This window comes from Isoptericola sp. NPDC019693, assembly GCF_044389085.1.
In the GTDB taxonomy this organism is placed as follows: domain Bacteria; phylum Actinomycetota; class Actinomycetes; order Actinomycetales; family Cellulomonadaceae; genus Isoptericola.
Genome location: NZ_JBIRXP010000005.1, coordinates 336,700 through 353,403, shown reverse-complemented (window position 1 = coordinate 353,403; position 16,704 = coordinate 336,700). Strand labels below are relative to the sequence as shown.

Here is a 16,704-nt window from a genome sequence, read left to right as displayed (position 1 = left end):
GTCACAGCTCCTGCGCCAGCGCGGCGCGCTGGATCTCGGTGAGCTCGGCGGTGCCCGCGACGGCAAGGTCCAGCAGGGCGTCCAGCTCGGCGCGGTCGAACGGCGCGTGCTCCGCGGTGCCCTGGACCTCGACGAACGTGCCGGCCCCGGTCGTCACGACGTTCATGTCCGTCTCGGCCCGCACGTCCTCGACGTAGGGCAGGTCGAGCATGGGGGTGCCGTCGATGATGCCGACGCTCACGGCTGCGACCGAGTCGGTCAGCACCTGCTTGCCGCCCGTGACGTGGCCGTGCCGGGTGCCCCACGCGGCGGCGTCGGCGAGCGCCACGTACGCGCCCGTGATCGCCGCGGTGCGCGTGCCGCCGTCGGCCTGCAGGACGTCGCAGTCGAGGACGATCGTGTTCTCGCCGAGCGCGGTGACGTCGACGACGGCGCGCAGCGCACGGCCGATGAGCCGCGAGATCTCGTGCGTGCGGCCGCCGATCTTGCCCTTGACCGACTCGCGCTGGCTGCGCTCGTTGGTCGCGCGGGGAAGCATCGCGTACTCGGCGGTGACCCAGCCCTCGCCCGAGCCCTTCTTCCAGCGCGGCACGCCCTCGGTGAACGACGCCGTGCACAGCACGCGGGTGTTGCCGAACTCCACCAGCACGGAGCCCTCGGCGTTCTGGGTCCAGCCGCGCGTGATCGTCACCGGGCGGAGCTGGTCGGGCGTGCGGCCGTCGGCGCGCAGGGCGGCCTCGGAAGCGGGGGAAGTCATGCGGCCACCCTATGCGAGCCGCACGTAGGGTTGTCCGGTGCAGCTCACCGCCACGGACCTCGCGTTCGCCTACCCCGGCCGTCCGGTGCTCGACGGCGTGAGCCTGCGGGTCTCCGACGGCACGCGCCTCGGCGTGGTGGGGGAGAACGGGTCCGGCAAGTCGACCCTGCTGCACCTGCTGGCGGGCGACCTGAGGCCGAGCCGCGGGAACCTTCGGCGCAAGGGGAGCGTCGCGCTGGTGGAGCAGGAGCTCGCGACGACGCCGGGGGAGACGGTGGGCGACCTCGTGCGGCGCACGCTTGCCGACCTGCGCGCCCTTGCCGCGGAGATCGAGAAGGAGGCGGCCGGCTTCGACCACGAGTCGGGGGACCTGCGCCGCCTGTCCGGACTGCTGGCCCGCGCGGAGCACCTCGCCGCGTGGGACGCGGACCGGCGCGTCGACGTCGCGCTCACCCGTCTCGGCGCCGTGCGCGACCCCGAGCGCCGGCTGGACACGTTGTCGGTCGGGCAGCGGTACCGGGTGCGCCTGGCGTGCCGGCTCGCCGAGCGGGCCGACCTGCTGCTGCTCGACGAGCCCACCAACCACCTCGACGACTCCGCCATCGAGTTCCTCACCGGTGAGCTCGTCGCGTGGCAGGGCGGCGTGGTGGTGGTGACCCACGACCGCGAGCTGCTCGACGACGTCGCCACCGCCATCCTCGACCTCGACCCGTCGATGGACGGCAAGCCGGTGCTGTACGGGCAGCCGGGCTACCTCGCGTACCGGTTCGCGAAGAACCAGGCTCTGCACCGGTGGCGGCAGCGCTACCGTGCCGAGCAGGAGCGCGCCCGCGTGCTCGCGGAGCGCCTGGACACGTCGTACGAGGGGCTGTCCGACGAGTGGCGCCCCGAGAAGGGGTCCCAGAAGCACCGCCGCGCCACCCGCGCGCGCATCCACGTCAAGGCCGCCGACCGCCTGGTGCAGAAGCTCGAGGCCGAGGCCGTCGAGGTGCCCGTCCCTCCCGCGCGCCTGGCGTTCCCGGACCTGCCCGCCATGTCGCCCGGCTGGGACCCCGGGTCCCCTCTGGTCGAGGTCCGGTCACCGCGGGTGCTGGCCGACGACGGCGGCGTGCGGCTGGACCTGCCCGGCACCCGCGTCGCCGTCCCGCCGTCCGGGCGGCTGCTCGTCGTCGGCCCGAACGGCGCCGGGAAGTCGACCCTGCTGGCTGCTCTCGCCGGCCGTGCACCGCTCGCCCGCGGCACCCGGTCGGTGACCGAGGGTGCCCGGGTGGGGATCGTGGGGCAGGAGACGTCGCCGGCCGACGACCACGCCGCCGTGCTCGCCGGCGGGGAACCGGACGGTCCGCCGACCGGGTTCGACGCCTACGCCGCCGAGGCTCTCGAGCTGCTGGCGCGCGGCGAGCTCGACCCGGAGCACGTGGTGCCCGTGGCCGCGCTCGGCCTGCTGAGCGAGGAGGACCTGGAGCGCCCGCTTGCCGAGCTCTCCGCCGGTCAGCGGCGCCGCTTCGAGCTCGCCCGGGCGCTGCTGCACGCACCGCACCTCCTGCTGCTCGACGAGCCCACCAACCACCTGTCCGTCGACCTCGTGGACGAGCTGACCCGCGCGCTGCTCGCCACGCCGGCCGCCGTCGTCGTCGCCACCCACGACCGCCGCATGCGCGCGGACCTGGCGGACTGGCCGGTGCTCGACCTCAGCTCCTGACGTTCGGTCGCCGCCCGTCGCGCCGGCGTCTCGCCCTCGCCTGGATCGCGCCTCCCGCTCCACCCCTTGCCAGACACGGCAGCTCACGTGGGCCGACGGCGCGCGGCGTCGACACTGCACGTCCGGCGCGACGAGCGCCCTGGTGCCCTACCCTCGGCGCGTGGCCGCCGACCCGATCCTCCCCGCCGCCCCGGTCGAGCCGGGGCGGGCGGCACGCGCGCTCGTCGACCGGCACGCGGGCCTTGCGGCAGAGGCCCAGGCCGTGCTCGACCACCTCGACGGGGTGGTCGTCGCCGTCGCCACGTGGGTGCACGACGACGAGCGGCGGCGGGTGCGCGAGGAGCTCGCCGGCATCGACACCGCCCGGCTGGGCGAGATGACCGAGCGCAACCTCCGCATCGCGGCCGTCCAGGCGGCGGGGTTCCTGACCGCCGCAGACCTGCTCGACGCCGACTCGACGGCCCTCGCGGCCCTGCCCGGCGTCGGCGACACCACGGCGCGCGGGGTGGTGGCGGCCATCGCGCAGCTGGCGGGCGCCGCGGCGGGACTGAGGCCGCTGCGCATCGGGATCGACCGGGCCGGGCTCCCGACGCCGCAGGGCGCCGACCGGCTCCTCGCGCTGCTCCACCGGGTGATGCGGCTGCGACCGATCGTCGAGCCGCACCGCACCGCCCTGACCGACTACGCCGCGACGGTCACGGCCGCGCTGCCCGCGGCGCGGCGCGCCCGGCACGCCGTCCGCCTGTGGGTGGCCCGGCCCGCAACGCGCCGCACGACGACTGCGGCCCTCGCGTCGCTGCAGGCGTGGGACGCCTCGCGCATCGTCGCGGACTTGCCTGCGACGCTCGACACGCTCGGCAGCGCCGTCCGGGAGCCGGACCCCGACGTGCTCGACCTCGCCGCCGACTTCGAACGGCGCTCCGCCGAGTACTACACGACGCTGGTCGCCATCGTGCCGCAGGCGCACGACGCGCTCGCCGCGCGGGGCCTCCTGCCGCAGGACCTCGTCGACCGCGTCGGAGCGCGGCCCCTCGACCTCGCGGCGATGCGGGTGTCCTTGCGCGGGTACCAGGAGTTCGGAGCCCGGTTCGCGCTCAACCAGGGCCGGGCGCTCCTCGGCGACGAGATGGGGCTCGGCAAGACCGTGCAGGCGCTCGCGGTGATGGCAGACCTGGCGGCGTCCGGAGAGCGCCGGTTCCTCGTGGTCTGCCCCGCGAGCCTGCTCGCGAACTGGGCGCGCGAGGTGGAGCACCGCACCACGCTCACGGCGCACCGGCTGCACGGAGAAGGGCGGGACGCCGCCCTGGCCGCGTGGGCGGCGGAAGGCGGCGTCGGGCTGACCAGCTTCGAGGGCCTTCCCGCCGTGCCGACCGACGTGAGCGAGGTCGGCCTCGTGGTCGTCGACGAGGCCCACTACGTGAAGAACCCGCGCACCCGGCGGGCGCGGGCGGTGGGCCGCTGGGCCCGTCTCGTGTGGCGGGTGCTGTTCCTCACGGGTACGCCCATGGACAACCGCCTCGAGGACTTCCTCGAGCTCGTGCGCGTGCTCCAGCCGGAGCTCGTCGAGCACCTCCCGTCGCACCTGGGGCTGCTCGGCCCGGACGCGTTCCGGCGCGCCGTGGCGCCCGTCTACCTGCGGCGCAACCAGGAGGACGTGCTGGTCGAGCTCCCCGGGGTCATCGCCGCCGACAGCTGGGTGGACCTCACCCGCGCGGACGACCGCGCCTACCGCGAGGCGGTCGCGGCGGGGAACCTCATGGCGATGCGGCAGGCGGCCTGGGCGTCGGGCGGCGACGGCGACCTCGCCGCCTGCGCCAAGCTCGCCCGCCTGGTCGAGATCGTGGGCGAGGCGCGGGACGAGGGCCGCAGCGTCGTCGTCTTCTCCTACTTCCGCGCCGTGCTGGACACCGTGGCCGCGACCCTGGCGGCCCGCGGCGCCCGCGTGCACGGCCCGCTGAGCGGTGACGTGCCCGTCGCCGAGCGGCAAGGGCTCGTCGACGAGTTCGCCGCCGACGACGGCGGCGCAGTGCTGGTGGCCCAGATCTCCGTGGGGGGCACCGGGCTCAACCTGCAGGCAGCCAGTGTCGTGGTGCTGTGCGAGCCGCAGCTCACCCCGGCGGCCGAGGAGCAGGCGGTCGCACGGCTGCACCGCATGGGTCAGGTCCGGGCGGTGCACGCGCACCGGCTGCTCGCGGAGGACGGCGTGGACGAGCGGGTCGTGGACCTGCTGGCCGGCAAGCAGCGGGTGTTCGACGACTACGTGCGCACGTCGAGCGTGGCTGCCGCCGCGGTGGCCGCGGTGGACGTGACCGAGGCATCGCTCGCGCGCGACGTCGTGGCCTGGGAGCAGGCACGGCTCGGGTACGGGCCGTGGTGGGAAGGTCTGGAGCCGCAGGCCGCCGGCGGGTGAGCGGTCCCGAGGCGCCTCAGCGGGTCCGGTAGCGCGCGGAGATCAGGCCGTTGGTGAAGGAGTGCTCCTCGACCAGGTCGAGGTCCAGCCGCACGTCGTCGGGGAAGAACCGGATGCCGCCGCCCACGACGCTCGTGGTGACGAACAGGTGGTACTCGTCGACCAGGCCGGCCCGGATCGCCTGCGCGGCGAGGGTCGGGCCGTCGACCGTGAGGTCGTGGTCGGACTCGGCCTTGAGCCGGCGGACCGCCTCCGGGTCGAAGGTCCGCTCGATCCGGGTCCGCGCGCTCGAGACCTCCTTGAGCGTCGTCGAGTACACGACCTTGTCGGTCGCCTGCCAGTCGCGGGCGTACTGCGCGATGTGCGGGGGCAGGTCCGGGTCGGCGTCGGCGGTCTCCCAGTAGGTCATCGTCTCGTACATCCGTCGCCCGTAGAGGTACGTGCCGACGTCGCGGAACGCGTCGCCCACGAACGTGTGCACCTCCGGGTCCTCCGCCGCGCTGCCGAGGCTGCCCTCGGCCGCGACGGCGTAGCCGTCGAGCGAGGTGATCATCGAGTAGATGAGCCGTCCCATGCGTGTCCTCCAGTCCTCAGCGCCCGTGCACCGTGCGGGGTGGGACCGGCTCAGGACCGGGAACTCATCGCCCGACCGGCGGAGCAGCGGGCAGCCGGCGGTCCGCCCAGCGCGCGGCGAGGGCGAGCAGGAGGAACATCGCCGCGACGAGCCCGGCGTTGACGAGGGCGCGGGCCAGGCCCAGCTCTCCGACGTCGAGGAACGGGTACGGGTACCAGCCGACGACGGCCCCTCGGGCGAACGTGTACCCGATCCATGCGAGCGGGCCGACGACGGACCAGCCGACCGTGCGTGCGTCCACGCGCGGTCGTGGGCCCGCCAGCAGCCACACGACGACGGCGAGCAGGGGCGACGCCATGTGCAGCAGCACGTTGGACAGCTGCCCCGCCTGGGTGAGGCCGGTCACGGTGCCCGCCAGGACGGTGTTGGAGACGACGCCGGTGACGACGATGCACAGCAGCGCGTCGAGGTGCGCCACCCGCAGCAGAGGCCCGTCGCGCTCCGGGTCGAGAGCCAGGAGCACGGACACGACGCCGATCCCGAGGTTCGACAGGATCGTGAAGTACGAGAACAGGCGGACCAGCCGTTCGGCCGTGCTGCCCGCCGCGCCCGGCCCGTCGACCAGCGCGATCACGAGCTCCATGAGCACCCCGCCGAGCGCGGGGACCGCGACGAGCAGGTGCGCCGCAGCCGCCGCCCGCCGGCTCACGACAGGCGGCCCACCCACGCCATCGCCTGCTTCACGATGGTGCCCTGGCCGTGGATCATCTCGGCCTGGACGGTGTCGCTGCACGCCTCCTCGGGGGTGAGCCACGCGAGGTCCAGCGCGTCCTGCTGCGGGCGGCAGTCGCCCGTCACGGGCACCACGTACGCAAGGGACACGGCGTGCTGGCGGGGGTCGTGGTACGGCGTGATGCCGGGGGTGGGGAAGTACTCCGCCACCGTGAACGGCTGCGGCGACGCGGGGACCTGCGGCAGCGCGACCGGGCCGAGGTCCTTCTCGATGTGCCGCAGCAGGGCGTCGCGCACCCGCTCGTGGTAGAGCACGCGACCGGAGACGAGCGCGCGCGTCATCGTGCCGAGCGGCGTGACGCGCAGCAGCAGGCCCACGGCCACGACGTCGCCGGAGTCGTCCACGCGCACCGGCACGGCGTCCACGTAGACGAGGGGGAGCTGCGCCCGCACGGCGGCCAGGTCCTCCGGGCTGAGCCAGCCCGCGGGCTGCGGCTCGTCGCGGTAGAACTCGTCGTCGGGGGGAAACTCGGCCGTGTCCGTCACACGTCGTTTCTACCAGCCCGGACGGCGCGCCAGCGCGTGGGCAGGCCGCGGCGGGAATACTGGGAGCGGCGCCGATGCTGTGCCCAGAAGACCCCCATCGGAAGGACACCCATGGCCACCGTCGAGCTCACCGACGACACGTTCGAGAAGACCGTCACCGACAACGACATCGTGCTGGTCGACTTCTGGGCCGAATGGTGCGGCCCGTGCAAGCAGTTCGCACCCGTCTTCGAGGCCTCGTCCGAGGAGAACGCGGACGTCGTGCACGCCAAGATCGACACCGAGGCGCACCAGCGCATCGCCGCCGCCGCGGGCGTGAGCGCCATCCCGACGCTCATGGCGTTCCGCGAGGGCGTCCTCGTCTTCAACCAGGCCGGCGCGCTGCCCGCGCCCGCGCTCAAGCAGGTCGTCGAGGCCGTCAAGGGGCTCGACATGGACGACGTGCGCGCCCAGATCGCCGCAGCGAACGACGGCGCGCCGCAGGCCTGACGCCGCGACGCCGGCACGACGCACGACGGCCGCCCCGGGATCCCCGGGGCGGCCGTCGTCGTTCTCGGTGCGCGGGGCGGGACTCGAACCCGCACGTCCGAAGACACTGGTACCTAAAACCAGCGTGTCTGCCATTCCACCACCCGCGCGTGCAGCGGAAGTCTAGCGACGTCAGTCCAGGCCGAGCGTCTTGCGCACCCGCGCGACGTGGCCGGTGGCCTTGACGTTGTACTGCGCCACGGAGACCTTGCCGTCGGGGTCGACGACGACGGTGGAGCGGATGACGCCCACGTACGTCTTGCCGTAGTTCTTCTTCTCGCCCCAGGCCCCCCACGCCTCGAGGGCCTCGTGCTCGGTGTCGGCGAGGAGGGGGAACGTCAGGGCGTCGCGCTCGGCGAACTTCGCGAGCTTGTCCACGCCGTCGGGGGAGACGCCGACGACGGCGTACCCGGCGCCCTGGAGCGAGGCGAGGGAGTCGCGGAAGTCGCACGCCTCGGTGGTGCAGCCCGGCGTCATCGCGGCCGGGTAGAAGTACACGACGACGCCCTTGCGGCCCGGCTCGGCGAGCGCGTCGGCCAGCGAGAAGGTGCCGGTGGTGTGGCCGGTGCCGGTGGGGTCGGGCAGGACGGCGGGCAGCTCGAGGGCGGGGGCGGTGTCGCCGACGGCGAGGCGGGTCACGGGCACTCCTTGGTGTGGTGGCTGTGGTGCGGGCGGGGTCGGTCCGGGCCGCCCGCCTCGGCGTCGAGCGTAGACGCCTGCGTCGTCTAGCGTTGAGCCGTGACCGACCGCGCGCCCCGCACCACGCCCGACAGCAAGTCGCTGCCCATCCGCATGCTGCACGACCGTCTGCTCGTGGAGCCGGAGGTCGACTCGGCCGAGCGGCAGTCCACGGCGGGCCTCGTGATCCCCGCCACCGCGGCCGGGGCCAAGCGGCTCGCCTGGGCCCAGGTGGTCGCGAAGGGCGAGCACGTGCGCCAGGTCGCCGTGGGCGACCGCGTGCTGTACGACCCCGAGGACCGTGCCGAGGTGGACCTCGGCGGCACGGACTACGTGCTGCTGCGCGAGCGGGACGTGCACGGCGTCACCGAGACCGCGGACGAGGCCGGCGCGACGGGGCTGTACCTCTGAGACCGCACCTCTGAGACAGTAGGGCCCATGACCGGCGACGACGCCCGACCCGACCCGATCGACGGGGACCCGCTCGACCTGCTGGCGCTCGACGACGAGCTGAGCCCGACGGAGCGCGAGACGCGCGACCGGGTGCGCGCGCTGGTCGACGAGCACGTCCGCCCGCACGTCGCACGCTGGTTCGCGGACGGTGTCTTCCCGCTCGACCTGGTGCCGCACCTCGCCGAGGCCGGCCTGCTCGGCATGCACCTGCACGGGCACGGCTGCGCCGGCCGGTCCGCCGTCGAGTACGGGCTGGCGATGGCCGAGCTGGAGGCGGGCGACTCCGGGATCCGGACGTTCGTCTCCGTGCAGGGCTCGCTGGCGATGACGGCGATCGCGAAGCACGGCTCGCCCGCGCAGCGCGAGCGCTGGCTGCCCGGCATGGCCGCCGGCGAGACGATCGGCTGCTTCGCGCTCACCGAGCCCACGGCGGGCTCCGACCCGGCCTCGATGACGACGACCGCGACCCGGGTGGGCGACGAGTGGGTGCTGTCCGGGCGCAAGCGGTGGATCGGCCTCGCCTCCGTGGCCCACGTCGCGGTCGTCTGGGCCAGGGCGGTGGACCCCGACGACCCGGCCGGCGACGGCCGGCCGCGCGTGCGGGGGTTCCTCGTCCCGACGACGACGCCCGGGTTCGCGGCGACCCCCATCGAACCGAAGCTGTCGCTGCGCGCGTCGGTCCAGTGCGACGTCGTGCTCGACGACGTCCGCCTGCCCGCGGACGCGATCCTGCCGGAGCACCCCGGCCTGGCGGGCCCGTTCGCCTGCCTCGCGGAGGCCCGGTACGGCATCGCGTGGGGCGCGACGGGGGCGGCGCGCGACAGCCTGGCCGCGGCGCTGCGCCACGCGGGGGAGCGGGTCCAGTTCGGCCGCCCGCTGGCCGCGTTCCAGCTCACGCAGGCGAAGCTCGTCGACATGGCCCTCGAGGTGTCGCGGGCCCAGCTCCTGGCGCTGCGGCTCGGGCGGCTCAAGGACGCCGGCCGGCTCGAGCCGCACATGATCTCGGCGGGCAAGCTCGCGAACGTGCGGTCCGCGATCGAGGTGGCCCGGACCGCCCGCACCGTCCTCGGCGGCGACGGCATCACGCTGGAGCACTCGCCCCTGCGGCACGCCGCCAACCTCGAGTCGGTCCGCACGTACGAGGGCACCGACGAGGTGCACACCCTGATCCTCGGCCGGCACCTGACGGGTCACCAGGCCTTCCGGTGACCGCTTCGGCTCGGCCGGGCTCCCTGTCGCCGAGGTCACAGCCGTGACCGGCCACGACGGTTTCCCGGCACCCGCGCGCGGCTGGTAATGTTTCTCACCGCCGGCGCCATTAGCTCAATTGGCAGAGCAGCTGACTCTTAATCAGCGGGTTCGGGGTTCGAGTCCCTGATGGCGCACCAGCACGAGGTCCCCGTACCGCGGGGGCCTCGTCGCGTGAGGACCTCCTGGTGCGAGCCTGCGGGCGTCCTCTGGCCACGCGCCATTAGCTCAATTGGCAGAGCAGCTGACTCTTAATCAGCGGGTTCGGGGTTCGAGTCCCTGATGGCGCACCAGCAAGCCCCGTCCGGCACCGCCGGGCGGGGCTTTCTCGTGCCCTCCAGCCGTCGTCCAGAGTTCTTCCGGCCGCTGCCCGGGAGCACCGTCGCGTTCATCCGCCGCCGCCACGCTCGGGTCTCGGGTGAACCCGGGCTGCCTGGCGGGAGCGCCCCTTCCCTCATCGACGACAGGAAGGACGGCACGCTGATGCGGCCGAACCCCTCCGGACGCCTGCGCGCGTCCACCCTCGCCGCCGGCGTCGTGGCGGTCTCGCTGGCGCTCCCCGCCGCCGGCCTCGCCCCGGCGGCCGCGGCTCCCACGGACCCGCCCCCGAGCGCCCCCGCGCGCGCCGCGGACGCCGCCGACGACGGCCGGTTCGCCGGGTTCCCCGGCTGGCCGGACGACGCCCGGGGCCCGGAGGTGAAGGGCGACCGGCCGGGGAAGCCGGGCAAGCCCGGCACCGCGCCGACGCTCGCCCCGGCGGACGGAGCCCACCTCGAGGGCACGGTGCGGTTCGCCGCCGACCCGACCACCGGGGGCGACCCCGTCGGTCGCGTCACGGTGGACGGCGCGGACCTCCCAGGCCTCGAGACCACGACGGGCACGTCCGCGCTGACGTTCGACGTCGGCACCAACTCCGCCGATGTCGCGTTCGGCAACTATCTCGTGGTCAACGGGCACCGCGTCGACCAGGACCGCACCTGGGTGTCCGAGCGCGTCTCGGTCCCGGTGCCCAACGAGTGGCTCGTCCAGGGCACCAACACCGTCGAGGTCCACGCGGGCGGCAAGGACTCCTCCTGCGGCGTGAACTTCGACGACTTCGTCGTCTCCGAGCTCCGGCTCGAGCTGCTCGGCGAGACCGCGGGCGACACCGGGAACGCGTTCGCGTACTCGATGGGCGACGGCTCCTGCGGCACCAACACCTCCTACGTCAAGGAGGCGACCGTGACGTTCGACGTCGACGGCGTGCCCGGCGCCACGACGGGCCTCGCCGCCGACGTCGACACGACGGCGCTCGCGAACGGCACGCACGAGGTCGTCGCGACCACCCGGTCCGGCGCCACCGCCACGCACACCGTGCGGGTCAACAACGCCCCGGTGGGTGCCCCCGCGCTCGCCCCGGAGGACGGGACGCTCACGCGCGGCGTGCAGACCGTCACGGCCTCCGCCCCGGCCGACGGCGACGGCGGCACCGCGTCGCTCACCGTCGACGGCGAGCCCGTCGCCGGCCCCGCGACGCTCGGCGACGGGGTGTCGGTGTTCTCGTTCGACGTCGGCACGAACGCGGTCGAGACGCGCTACCAGAACCACCTGCTCGTCAACGGCACCCGCCTCGACCTGCGCGGCGAGGGCGGGCGCGACCTCGCCTCCGAGCGGGTCCAGGTGGGCGTGCCGAACCGCCTGCTGCACCCCGGCGAGAACACCATCGCGCTGGTGGCGGGCGACGTCTCCTCCTCGTGCGGCGCGAACCTCGACGACTTCACGGCGTCGGGCCTCGCCCTGAGCGTCGCCGACGGCACCGTCACCCCGCCGGCGGACCTGCGGCCCTCCTACGCGATGGGCGACGGGAGCTGCGGCTCCAGCAGCACCGCGCTGCCGAAGGTCGAGCTCACGTGGACCATCGACGCCCCGGGCGAGACCGCGTTCCCCGCCCTCGGGCACGGCGAGGCCACCGTCTCGTTCGTCGTCGGCTCCAACTCGCTCGACGGATCCGCGAACAACGCCCTGCGGATCAACGGCATCGAGCGCCCGATCGACCAGACCATCGTCGGCGGCCGCGGCGAGATCACGTTCCCGAACGAGTGGCTCCTGCCCGGCTGGAACCAGGTCGACGTCGTCACGGGCACGTTCGCCGACGACTGCAACCTCGACGACTTCACCGTCTCCGACGTCGTGCTGACTCCGGCGTCGGGCACGGCGCAGCAGCAGAACGCCGCGGCCTCGTACGCGCTCGGCGACGGCACGTGCGGCTCGAACCTCAACTCCTTCCGCCAGGTCGACCTGCACTTCCTCGTCGACGCGCCCGCGCGCGGGATCCGCGCCGACCTCGACACCACCGGCCTGAAGGACGGGGAGCACGAGCTCGCCGCGGCGTCCACGACGGGCGAGCCGGCCACCCGCGTCCTGGAGACCGACAACTCGGCGCCCCGCGTCGCGGCGTCCACCCCGGCCGACGGCGCGCGGATCACGTCCGCCGTGCCCCTCGCGGTGGAGCTCGCCGACACGCACGGCGTCGTCGGCGACGCGCAGGTCACGCTCGACGGCGAGGACGTCGCGCTCGGGGAGCCCGTCGGCCCGGGCCTGGCCGCGGGGAAGCACACCCTCGAGGTCGCGACCGCCGACTCGCTCGGCAACACGGCGACCCGGGAGATCACCTTCACGAGCGCCGGGGTGCCCGACGTCCCGACCGACCTGGCACCCGCGGCCGGGTCGACGGACGTCGGGTCGCCGGTGACGCTCTTGGCCCGCGTCGCCGGCCCGGACGACGGGAAGGTCACCGCCACCTTCGCGCAGGCCGACGTGCTGCTGCCCGGCGAGGTGCGCCAGGGCACCGCCGACGCCGTCCCGACCGAGCTGAACCCGCGCGGGTCGACGAAGGCCTCCACGAAGGGCCTCGCCGCGGGCGACGGGAAGACCCTCGCCTCCCCGCGCGCCGACGCCGTCGCCTACCAGCGCTTCGACGTGCGCGTGAAGTCCCGCGAGGAGCACCCCGTGGTGCGCTGGAGCGGCACCGCCGACCCGGCCCGCGAGGTCGCGCTGCTCGTGTGGGACACGAAGGCGAAGGCGTGGGACACCCTCGCCGCGTCGCGCGGCGCCGCGGACGGCGACACGGTGCTCGTCGCGCCGGCCGGCCCGGAGCACCGCGACCGCGGCGTCGTGCACGTCATGGTCGCCGCCACCGACCCGTTCGCCGACGACCTCGATGCGGGCGAGGAGGGCTTCGCCGACCCGGCGGACTACGACTTCTCCCTCGCGCACCTGACCGACACCCAGTACCTGTCCGAGGGCGCCGTCGAGCAGGAGACGGCCGAGGAGCGGGCGGTCTGGGAGTCCGCGTACGCGGGGGTGGTCGACTGGATCGCCGCCAACGCCGACGACCGCAAGATCGCGTTCGTCTCGCACACCGGTGACCTCATCGAGAACAACATCCGCAAGCCGCAGGACGAGGCCATGCAGCAGCAGGTGACCGGCGAGTTCGAGGTCTCCTCCCGGCAGCAGGCGAAGATCGACGGCATCCCCAACTCGGCGGTCGCGGGCAACCACGACAACTGGTCGGGGGCGGCCGGAGGCGCCGACGCGTACAACGAGTACTTCGGTCCGGACCGGTACGAGGCCGCCGCCGAGTCCTGGGAGAACGCCGAGTACGGCTCCTGGCGCGAGGGCGACAGCTCCAACCACTACGTGCTGTTCTCCGCGGGCGGACTGGACTTCGTCGCCGTCGGCATGGGCTACGGCGTCACCCGCGAGGAGGCCGAGTGGGCCGACGGGATCTTCGAGCGGTACGCCGACCGCAACGGCATCCTCATGACGCACGCGTACCTCGCCGCCAGCACGCAGAAGGACGGCCGGGACGGGGGCTTCGCGTCCCCGGACGGCTCCCCGCTGTACACGCACGTCGTCGAGCCGAACGACAACGTGTTCCTCGTGCTCGCCGGCCACGTGCACGGCGTCACGACGAACGTCAAGCCGCAGGTGGGGCAGATCGCCGACGGGGTCGTGGAGCTGCTCGCGGACTACCAGGCGTTCACCGTGCCCGCGGGGCGGGTCGGGCTCGGCGCGGTCGGCGGGTACGACCCGGCCGAGCGGCTGCGGTTCGGGGCGTCGTACTTCCGGCTCCTGCAGTTCGACGTCGATCGCGCGGAGATGAGCGTCGACACCTACTCGCCGTTCCTCGACGACTTCGGCGCCGACGAGTGGGACCCGCTGGCCCGGTACGACTCGACGGCGGACAACATGGTCCTCCCGGTCGACCTCACGAGCCGCACGACGTCGGTGGTTACGGACTCGCTGGCCGTCTATGCGCCGACCAGGGTGATCGGGACGAGGACCGTGGCCTCGGGCGACGTCGCCTCGGTCCGCTGGGACCGGCTGAAGCGGGGCACGCAGTACGCGTGGGTCGTCACGGCGACCACGCCGGGCGGCGGCGTCACCGCCGCCGAGCCGGCGTTCTTCACCACGCGGGGCGGCAAGCGGTGACCTTTTCCGCCCCGGCCAGGACGGCGTCGCGTCGCGGCGCCGTCCTGGCGGCCCTCGGGCTCGCTCTCGCCGGTGCGGCCACGGCCGTCGCCGGCACGATCGCCACGGCGGGCCCGGCCGCCGCCCACGACGCCACCACCGACGCGTACGCGCGGGCCACCGCCGGCGCGGGCGCCGACGTGCACGTCGAGCTGGACCTCGAGTACGACCTGCTCATGAAGTCCGCCTGGCTCACCGCCGAGGCGTACGACGCGCGCGGCACCGCCGCGCAGGACGCCCAGCTCGCCGAGCACGCCGAGGAGGTCGCGGCCTACGTCACCGAGCGCTTCCAGGTGGCCGCCGCTGAGGAGCTCTGCACGCCGGCGCTCGCGGGCGACCCGACCGTCGGCGACCGCGGCGGCACCCCGTACGCCACCGTCGTGCTCGACTACGCGTGCCCCGCCGCCGGCGAGCCCGCCACGCACACGCTGTTCAGCGCGCTCTTCCCGGACACCGAGTCGTTCGTGCACACCACCGAGACGATGGTCACCTACGACCTCGACGGCGAGGAGGGGTCGGCGGTGCTCACCCCCGCCGCCCCGACCGTCACGACGGGCGCGCAGGGCACGTGGCACCGGCTCGGCGAGTTCTTCGTCCTGGGAGCGGAGCACCTGCTGCTCGGTCCCGACCACCTGCTCTTCCTGCTGGCCCTGATCGTCGGCTCGCGCCGCCTGCGCGACGTCGTCCTGGTGGCGACGGCGTTCACGGTGGCGCACTCGGTGACGTTCCTGCTCGCCGCGACCGGTGCCGTGAGCGCACCGGGGGCCGTCGTCGAGCCCGTCATCGCGCTCTCGATCGCCGCCGTGGCCGCGGGGTACCTCTGGACCGTGCGGCCCGGCTCCGCGGCGCGGTTGGACTCCCTCGTCGATGCCGCGACCGAGCCACGTCGACAGGTCTGGCGCCTGACGCGGCCCGACGTCGCCCGGCTCGCCGTCGTGTTCGGGTTCGGGCTCGTGCACGGGCTCGGCTTCGCGGGTGCCCTGGGCCTCGACGAACCGTGGTCCTGGGGGCTGCTCGGGTCGCTCCTGGTGTTCAACGTCGGCATCGAGGTCGTGCAGCTCGCCATCGTCGCGGTGGTGTTCCCGCTGCTGGTCGTGCTGCGGCGCCGGGCGCCGCGCACGGCGCGGTGGGCCACCACCGCGATCGCCGCGGGCGTGGCGGTGGTGGGACTCGTGTGGTTCGTGCAGCGGGTGCTCGGCCTGGGCTGACGGGCCGACGGCTCGGCGTGCTGCTCCGGGCCGCGACCGGGTGGAGGATGAGGCGATGATCTCCACCGAGCTCGCGGCCCGGCTGCGCGAGGCGGGGCTGGTGTGGCGCCCCGCCGACGGCGACCGGTTCCGCATCGACGCCCCCGACCTGTCCGACGAGGTCTTCACGGTCAGCACGATGACGATCCAGGCGCACGAGTTCCCGACCGGCACCATCCTCGGCTTCAACGGCACCACCGAGTGGGCGCTGGACTCCGTCGCGATCGAGGATGCGCTCTGGCTCCCGCGCGAGGACCAGCTGCGCGACCTGCTGCGCTCCACCTTCCGGGGCCTGACCCGCAGCCAGACGGGCCCGGCGGAGCGTTACGAGGTCGAGGTGGAGCTGCTCGGCGAACCACGGACGTTCGCCGACACCGACCCCGCCGAGGCGTACGGCGCGGCCCTGCTCGCGCTCGTGGAGCTCAGCACCTGAGGGGCGACCGAGGCGTACGGCGCGGGGGAGCCCGCTTACCCTTGACGCGTGCCTGAACCCGTGACGTCCGAGCCCGTCGACCCGCGCTACCGCCGCCAGCCCGTGAGCTTCGTGCGGCGCAGCGCGCGCCTCACGACCGCGCAGCGCAAGGCGTGGGACACCCGGCGCGACCGGTACCTGGTGGACGTCCCGCGCGACCTCGCGGTGACGTCGGTCGACCCTGCCTGGCGGTTCGACCCGGCGCAGGAGTTCGGGCGGTCCGCGCCGCTCGTGGTCGAGATCGGCTCGGGGCAGGGCGAGGCGATCGTCGCCGCCGCGGCCGCACGTCCCGAGCGCGACCACCTCGCCGTCGAGGTGTATACCCCGGGCCTGGCGCAGACCATCGTGCGGGCCGGGCACGCCGGGGCCGACCCGGGCCAGGCCGGCGGTGCGCCCGGCAACGAGCTCGGCAACCTGCGCCTCGCGCAGGCCGACGCCGCGGAGCTTCTGGCCACCGCGCTGCCGGAGGCGTCCGTGGACGAGCTGTGGGTCTTCTTCCCCGACCCGTGGCACAAGTCGCGACACCACAAGCGGCGGCTCGTCACCCCGGCGTTCGCCGCACTCGCGGCGCGGGTGCTGCGGCCGGGCGGCGTGTGGCGGCTCGCGACCGACTGGGTCGAGTACGCCGACCGCATGATCGAGGTGCTCGAGGCGAGCGACGACCTCCGCAACGCCCACGGACCCGGGCAGCGCGCGCCCCGGTTCGACGGCCGCGTGCTCACGAGCTTCGAGAAGAAGGGCACCGCGGCGGGGCGGGTCGTGACCGACCTGGAGTACGTGCGCGTCTGAGCCGCCGTCTCCCGCGCGGCACCCTCCCGACCTGGGGACGCGCCCGCTCCGTGACT

The 16,704-nt window shown here is 74.4% G+C and carries 14 protein-coding genes and 3 tRNA genes; 11 read left to right on the top strand and 6 right to left on the bottom strand.

Annotated elements, in window-relative coordinates; genetic code table 11:
• Window position 1: 1 nt before the first annotated feature.
• On the bottom strand, window positions 2-757 hold the full coding sequence (gene rph / locus ACH436_RS16770; protein WP_430561321.1) for a ribonuclease PH: 756 nt from the start codon (window positions 755-757) through the stop codon (window positions 2-4).
• A 37-nt stretch (window positions 758-794) separates the two neighbouring features.
• Between rph and ACH436_RS16765 the strand changes: the two genes are divergently transcribed.
• Together ACH436_RS16765 and ACH436_RS16760 are read left to right on the top strand one after the other, a co-directional pair.
• Window positions 795-2,459 carry an ABC-F family ATP-binding cassette domain-containing protein gene (locus ACH436_RS16765; RefSeq protein ID WP_430561320.1) on the top strand — a complete coding sequence of 555 codons (1,665 nt, stop codon included), beginning with the start codon at window positions 795-797 and terminating at the stop codon, window positions 2,457-2,459.
• Between the two features lie 160 nt (window positions 2,460-2,619).
• Window positions 2,620-4,869, top strand: a complete 2,250-nt coding sequence (locus tag ACH436_RS16760; protein ID WP_430561319.1) for a DEAD/DEAH box helicase — start codon at window positions 2,620-2,622, stop codon at window positions 4,867-4,869.
• Between the two features lie 16 nt (window positions 4,870-4,885).
• Here the strand turns inward: ACH436_RS16760 and ACH436_RS16755 are convergent, their stop codons facing one another.
• The 3 genes from ACH436_RS16755 to ACH436_RS16745 all read right to left on the bottom strand — a co-directional run bounded on the left by ACH436_RS16755 (window position 4,886) and on the right by ACH436_RS16745 (window position 6,721).
• Window positions 4,886-5,443, bottom strand: a complete 558-nt coding sequence (locus ACH436_RS16755; protein WP_430561318.1) for a dihydrofolate reductase family protein — start codon at window positions 5,441-5,443, stop codon at window positions 4,886-4,888.
• A gap of 64 nt (window positions 5,444-5,507) precedes the next feature.
• Window positions 5,508-6,170, bottom strand: coding sequence for a Pr6Pr family membrane protein (locus ACH436_RS16750; RefSeq protein WP_430561317.1), 663 nt, complete (start codon window positions 6,168-6,170; stop codon window positions 5,508-5,510).
• Window positions 6,149-6,721: an NUDIX hydrolase family protein gene (locus tag ACH436_RS16745; RefSeq protein ID WP_430561316.1), complete on the bottom strand. Its 573-nt coding sequence runs from the start codon at window positions 6,719-6,721 to the stop codon at window positions 6,149-6,151. The genes ACH436_RS16750 and ACH436_RS16745 overlap by 22 nt, the downstream gene beginning before the upstream one ends.
• 111 nt (window positions 6,722-6,832) lie before the next feature.
• Between ACH436_RS16745 and trxA the strand changes: the two genes are divergently transcribed.
• Window positions 6,833-7,210, top strand: coding sequence for a thioredoxin (gene trxA, locus ACH436_RS16740; RefSeq protein WP_430561315.1), 378 nt, complete (start codon window positions 6,833-6,835; stop codon window positions 7,208-7,210).
• A 68-nt stretch (window positions 7,211-7,278) separates the two neighbouring features.
• On the opposite strand, the gene ACH436_RS16735 is transcribed toward trxA, so the two are convergent.
• Window positions 7,279-7,359 (bottom strand) — tRNA-Leu (locus ACH436_RS16735).
• A 22-nt stretch (window positions 7,360-7,381) separates the two neighbouring features.
• Window positions 7,382-7,888: a peroxiredoxin gene (locus tag ACH436_RS16730; RefSeq protein ID WP_430561314.1), complete on the bottom strand. Its 507-nt coding sequence runs from the start codon at window positions 7,886-7,888 to the stop codon at window positions 7,382-7,384.
• A gap of 153 nt (window positions 7,889-8,041) precedes the next feature.
• On the opposite strand from ACH436_RS16730, the gene ACH436_RS16725 reads away from it, so the two are divergent.
• The 8 genes from ACH436_RS16725 (at window position 8,042) to trmB (ending at window position 16,648) form a co-directional block, all read left to right on the top strand.
• Window positions 8,042-8,338, top strand: a complete 297-nt coding sequence (locus ACH436_RS16725) for a GroES family chaperonin (protein WP_430561350.1) — start codon at window positions 8,042-8,044, stop codon at window positions 8,336-8,338.
• A 27-nt stretch (window positions 8,339-8,365) separates the two neighbouring features.
• Window positions 8,366-9,589, top strand: a complete 1,224-nt coding sequence (locus ACH436_RS16720; RefSeq protein ID WP_430561313.1) for an acyl-CoA dehydrogenase family protein — start codon at window positions 8,366-8,368, stop codon at window positions 9,587-9,589.
• A gap of 103 nt (window positions 9,590-9,692) precedes the next feature.
• Window positions 9,693-9,768, top strand: a tRNA-Lys gene (locus ACH436_RS16715).
• 77 nt (window positions 9,769-9,845) lie between these two features.
• Window positions 9,846-9,921 (top strand) — tRNA-Lys (locus ACH436_RS16710).
• 190 nt (window positions 9,922-10,111) lie between these two features.
• Window positions 10,112-14,101, top strand: coding sequence for a metallophosphoesterase (locus ACH436_RS16705; protein WP_430561312.1), 3,990 nt, complete (start codon window positions 10,112-10,114; stop codon window positions 14,099-14,101).
• On the top strand, window positions 14,098-15,348 hold the full coding sequence (locus tag ACH436_RS16700) for a HupE/UreJ family protein (protein ID WP_430561311.1): 1,251 nt from the start codon (window positions 14,098-14,100) through the stop codon (window positions 15,346-15,348). The genes ACH436_RS16705 and ACH436_RS16700 overlap by 4 nt, the downstream gene beginning before the upstream one ends.
• A gap of 55 nt (window positions 15,349-15,403) precedes the next feature.
• On the top strand, window positions 15,404-15,820 hold the full coding sequence (locus ACH436_RS16695; RefSeq protein WP_430561310.1) for a pilus assembly protein CpaE: 417 nt from the start codon (window positions 15,404-15,406) through the stop codon (window positions 15,818-15,820).
• Between the two features lie 48 nt (window positions 15,821-15,868).
• Window positions 15,869-16,648 carry a tRNA (guanosine(46)-N7)-methyltransferase TrmB gene (gene trmB, locus ACH436_RS16690; RefSeq protein WP_430561309.1) on the top strand — a complete coding sequence of 260 codons (780 nt, stop codon included), beginning with the start codon at window positions 15,869-15,871 and terminating at the stop codon, window positions 16,646-16,648.
• Window positions 16,649-16,704 lie beyond the last annotated feature (56 nt).

Excerpts from the sequence above, each read along its gene's own strand:
- rph (WP_430561321.1), bottom strand. The coding sequence starts at position 757 with ATGACTTCCCCCGCTTCCGAGGCCGCCCTGCGCGCCGACGGCCGCACG.
- ACH436_RS16755 (WP_430561318.1), bottom strand. The coding sequence starts at position 5,443 with ATGGGACGGCTCATCTACTCGATGATCACCTCGCTCGACGGCTACGCC.
- trxA (WP_430561315.1), top strand. The coding sequence starts at position 6,833 with ATGGCCACCGTCGAGCTCACCGACGACACGTTCGAGAAGACCGTCACC.
- ACH436_RS16725 (WP_430561350.1), top strand. The coding sequence starts at position 8,042 with ATGCTGCACGACCGTCTGCTCGTGGAGCCGGAGGTCGACTCGGCCGAG.
- ACH436_RS16720 (WP_430561313.1), top strand. The coding sequence starts at position 8,366 with ATGACCGGCGACGACGCCCGACCCGACCCGATCGACGGGGACCCGCTC.
- ACH436_RS16705 (WP_430561312.1), top strand. The coding sequence starts at position 10,112 with ATGCGGCCGAACCCCTCCGGACGCCTGCGCGCGTCCACCCTCGCCGCC.
- ACH436_RS16695 (WP_430561310.1), top strand. The coding sequence starts at position 15,404 with ATGATCTCCACCGAGCTCGCGGCCCGGCTGCGCGAGGCGGGGCTGGTG.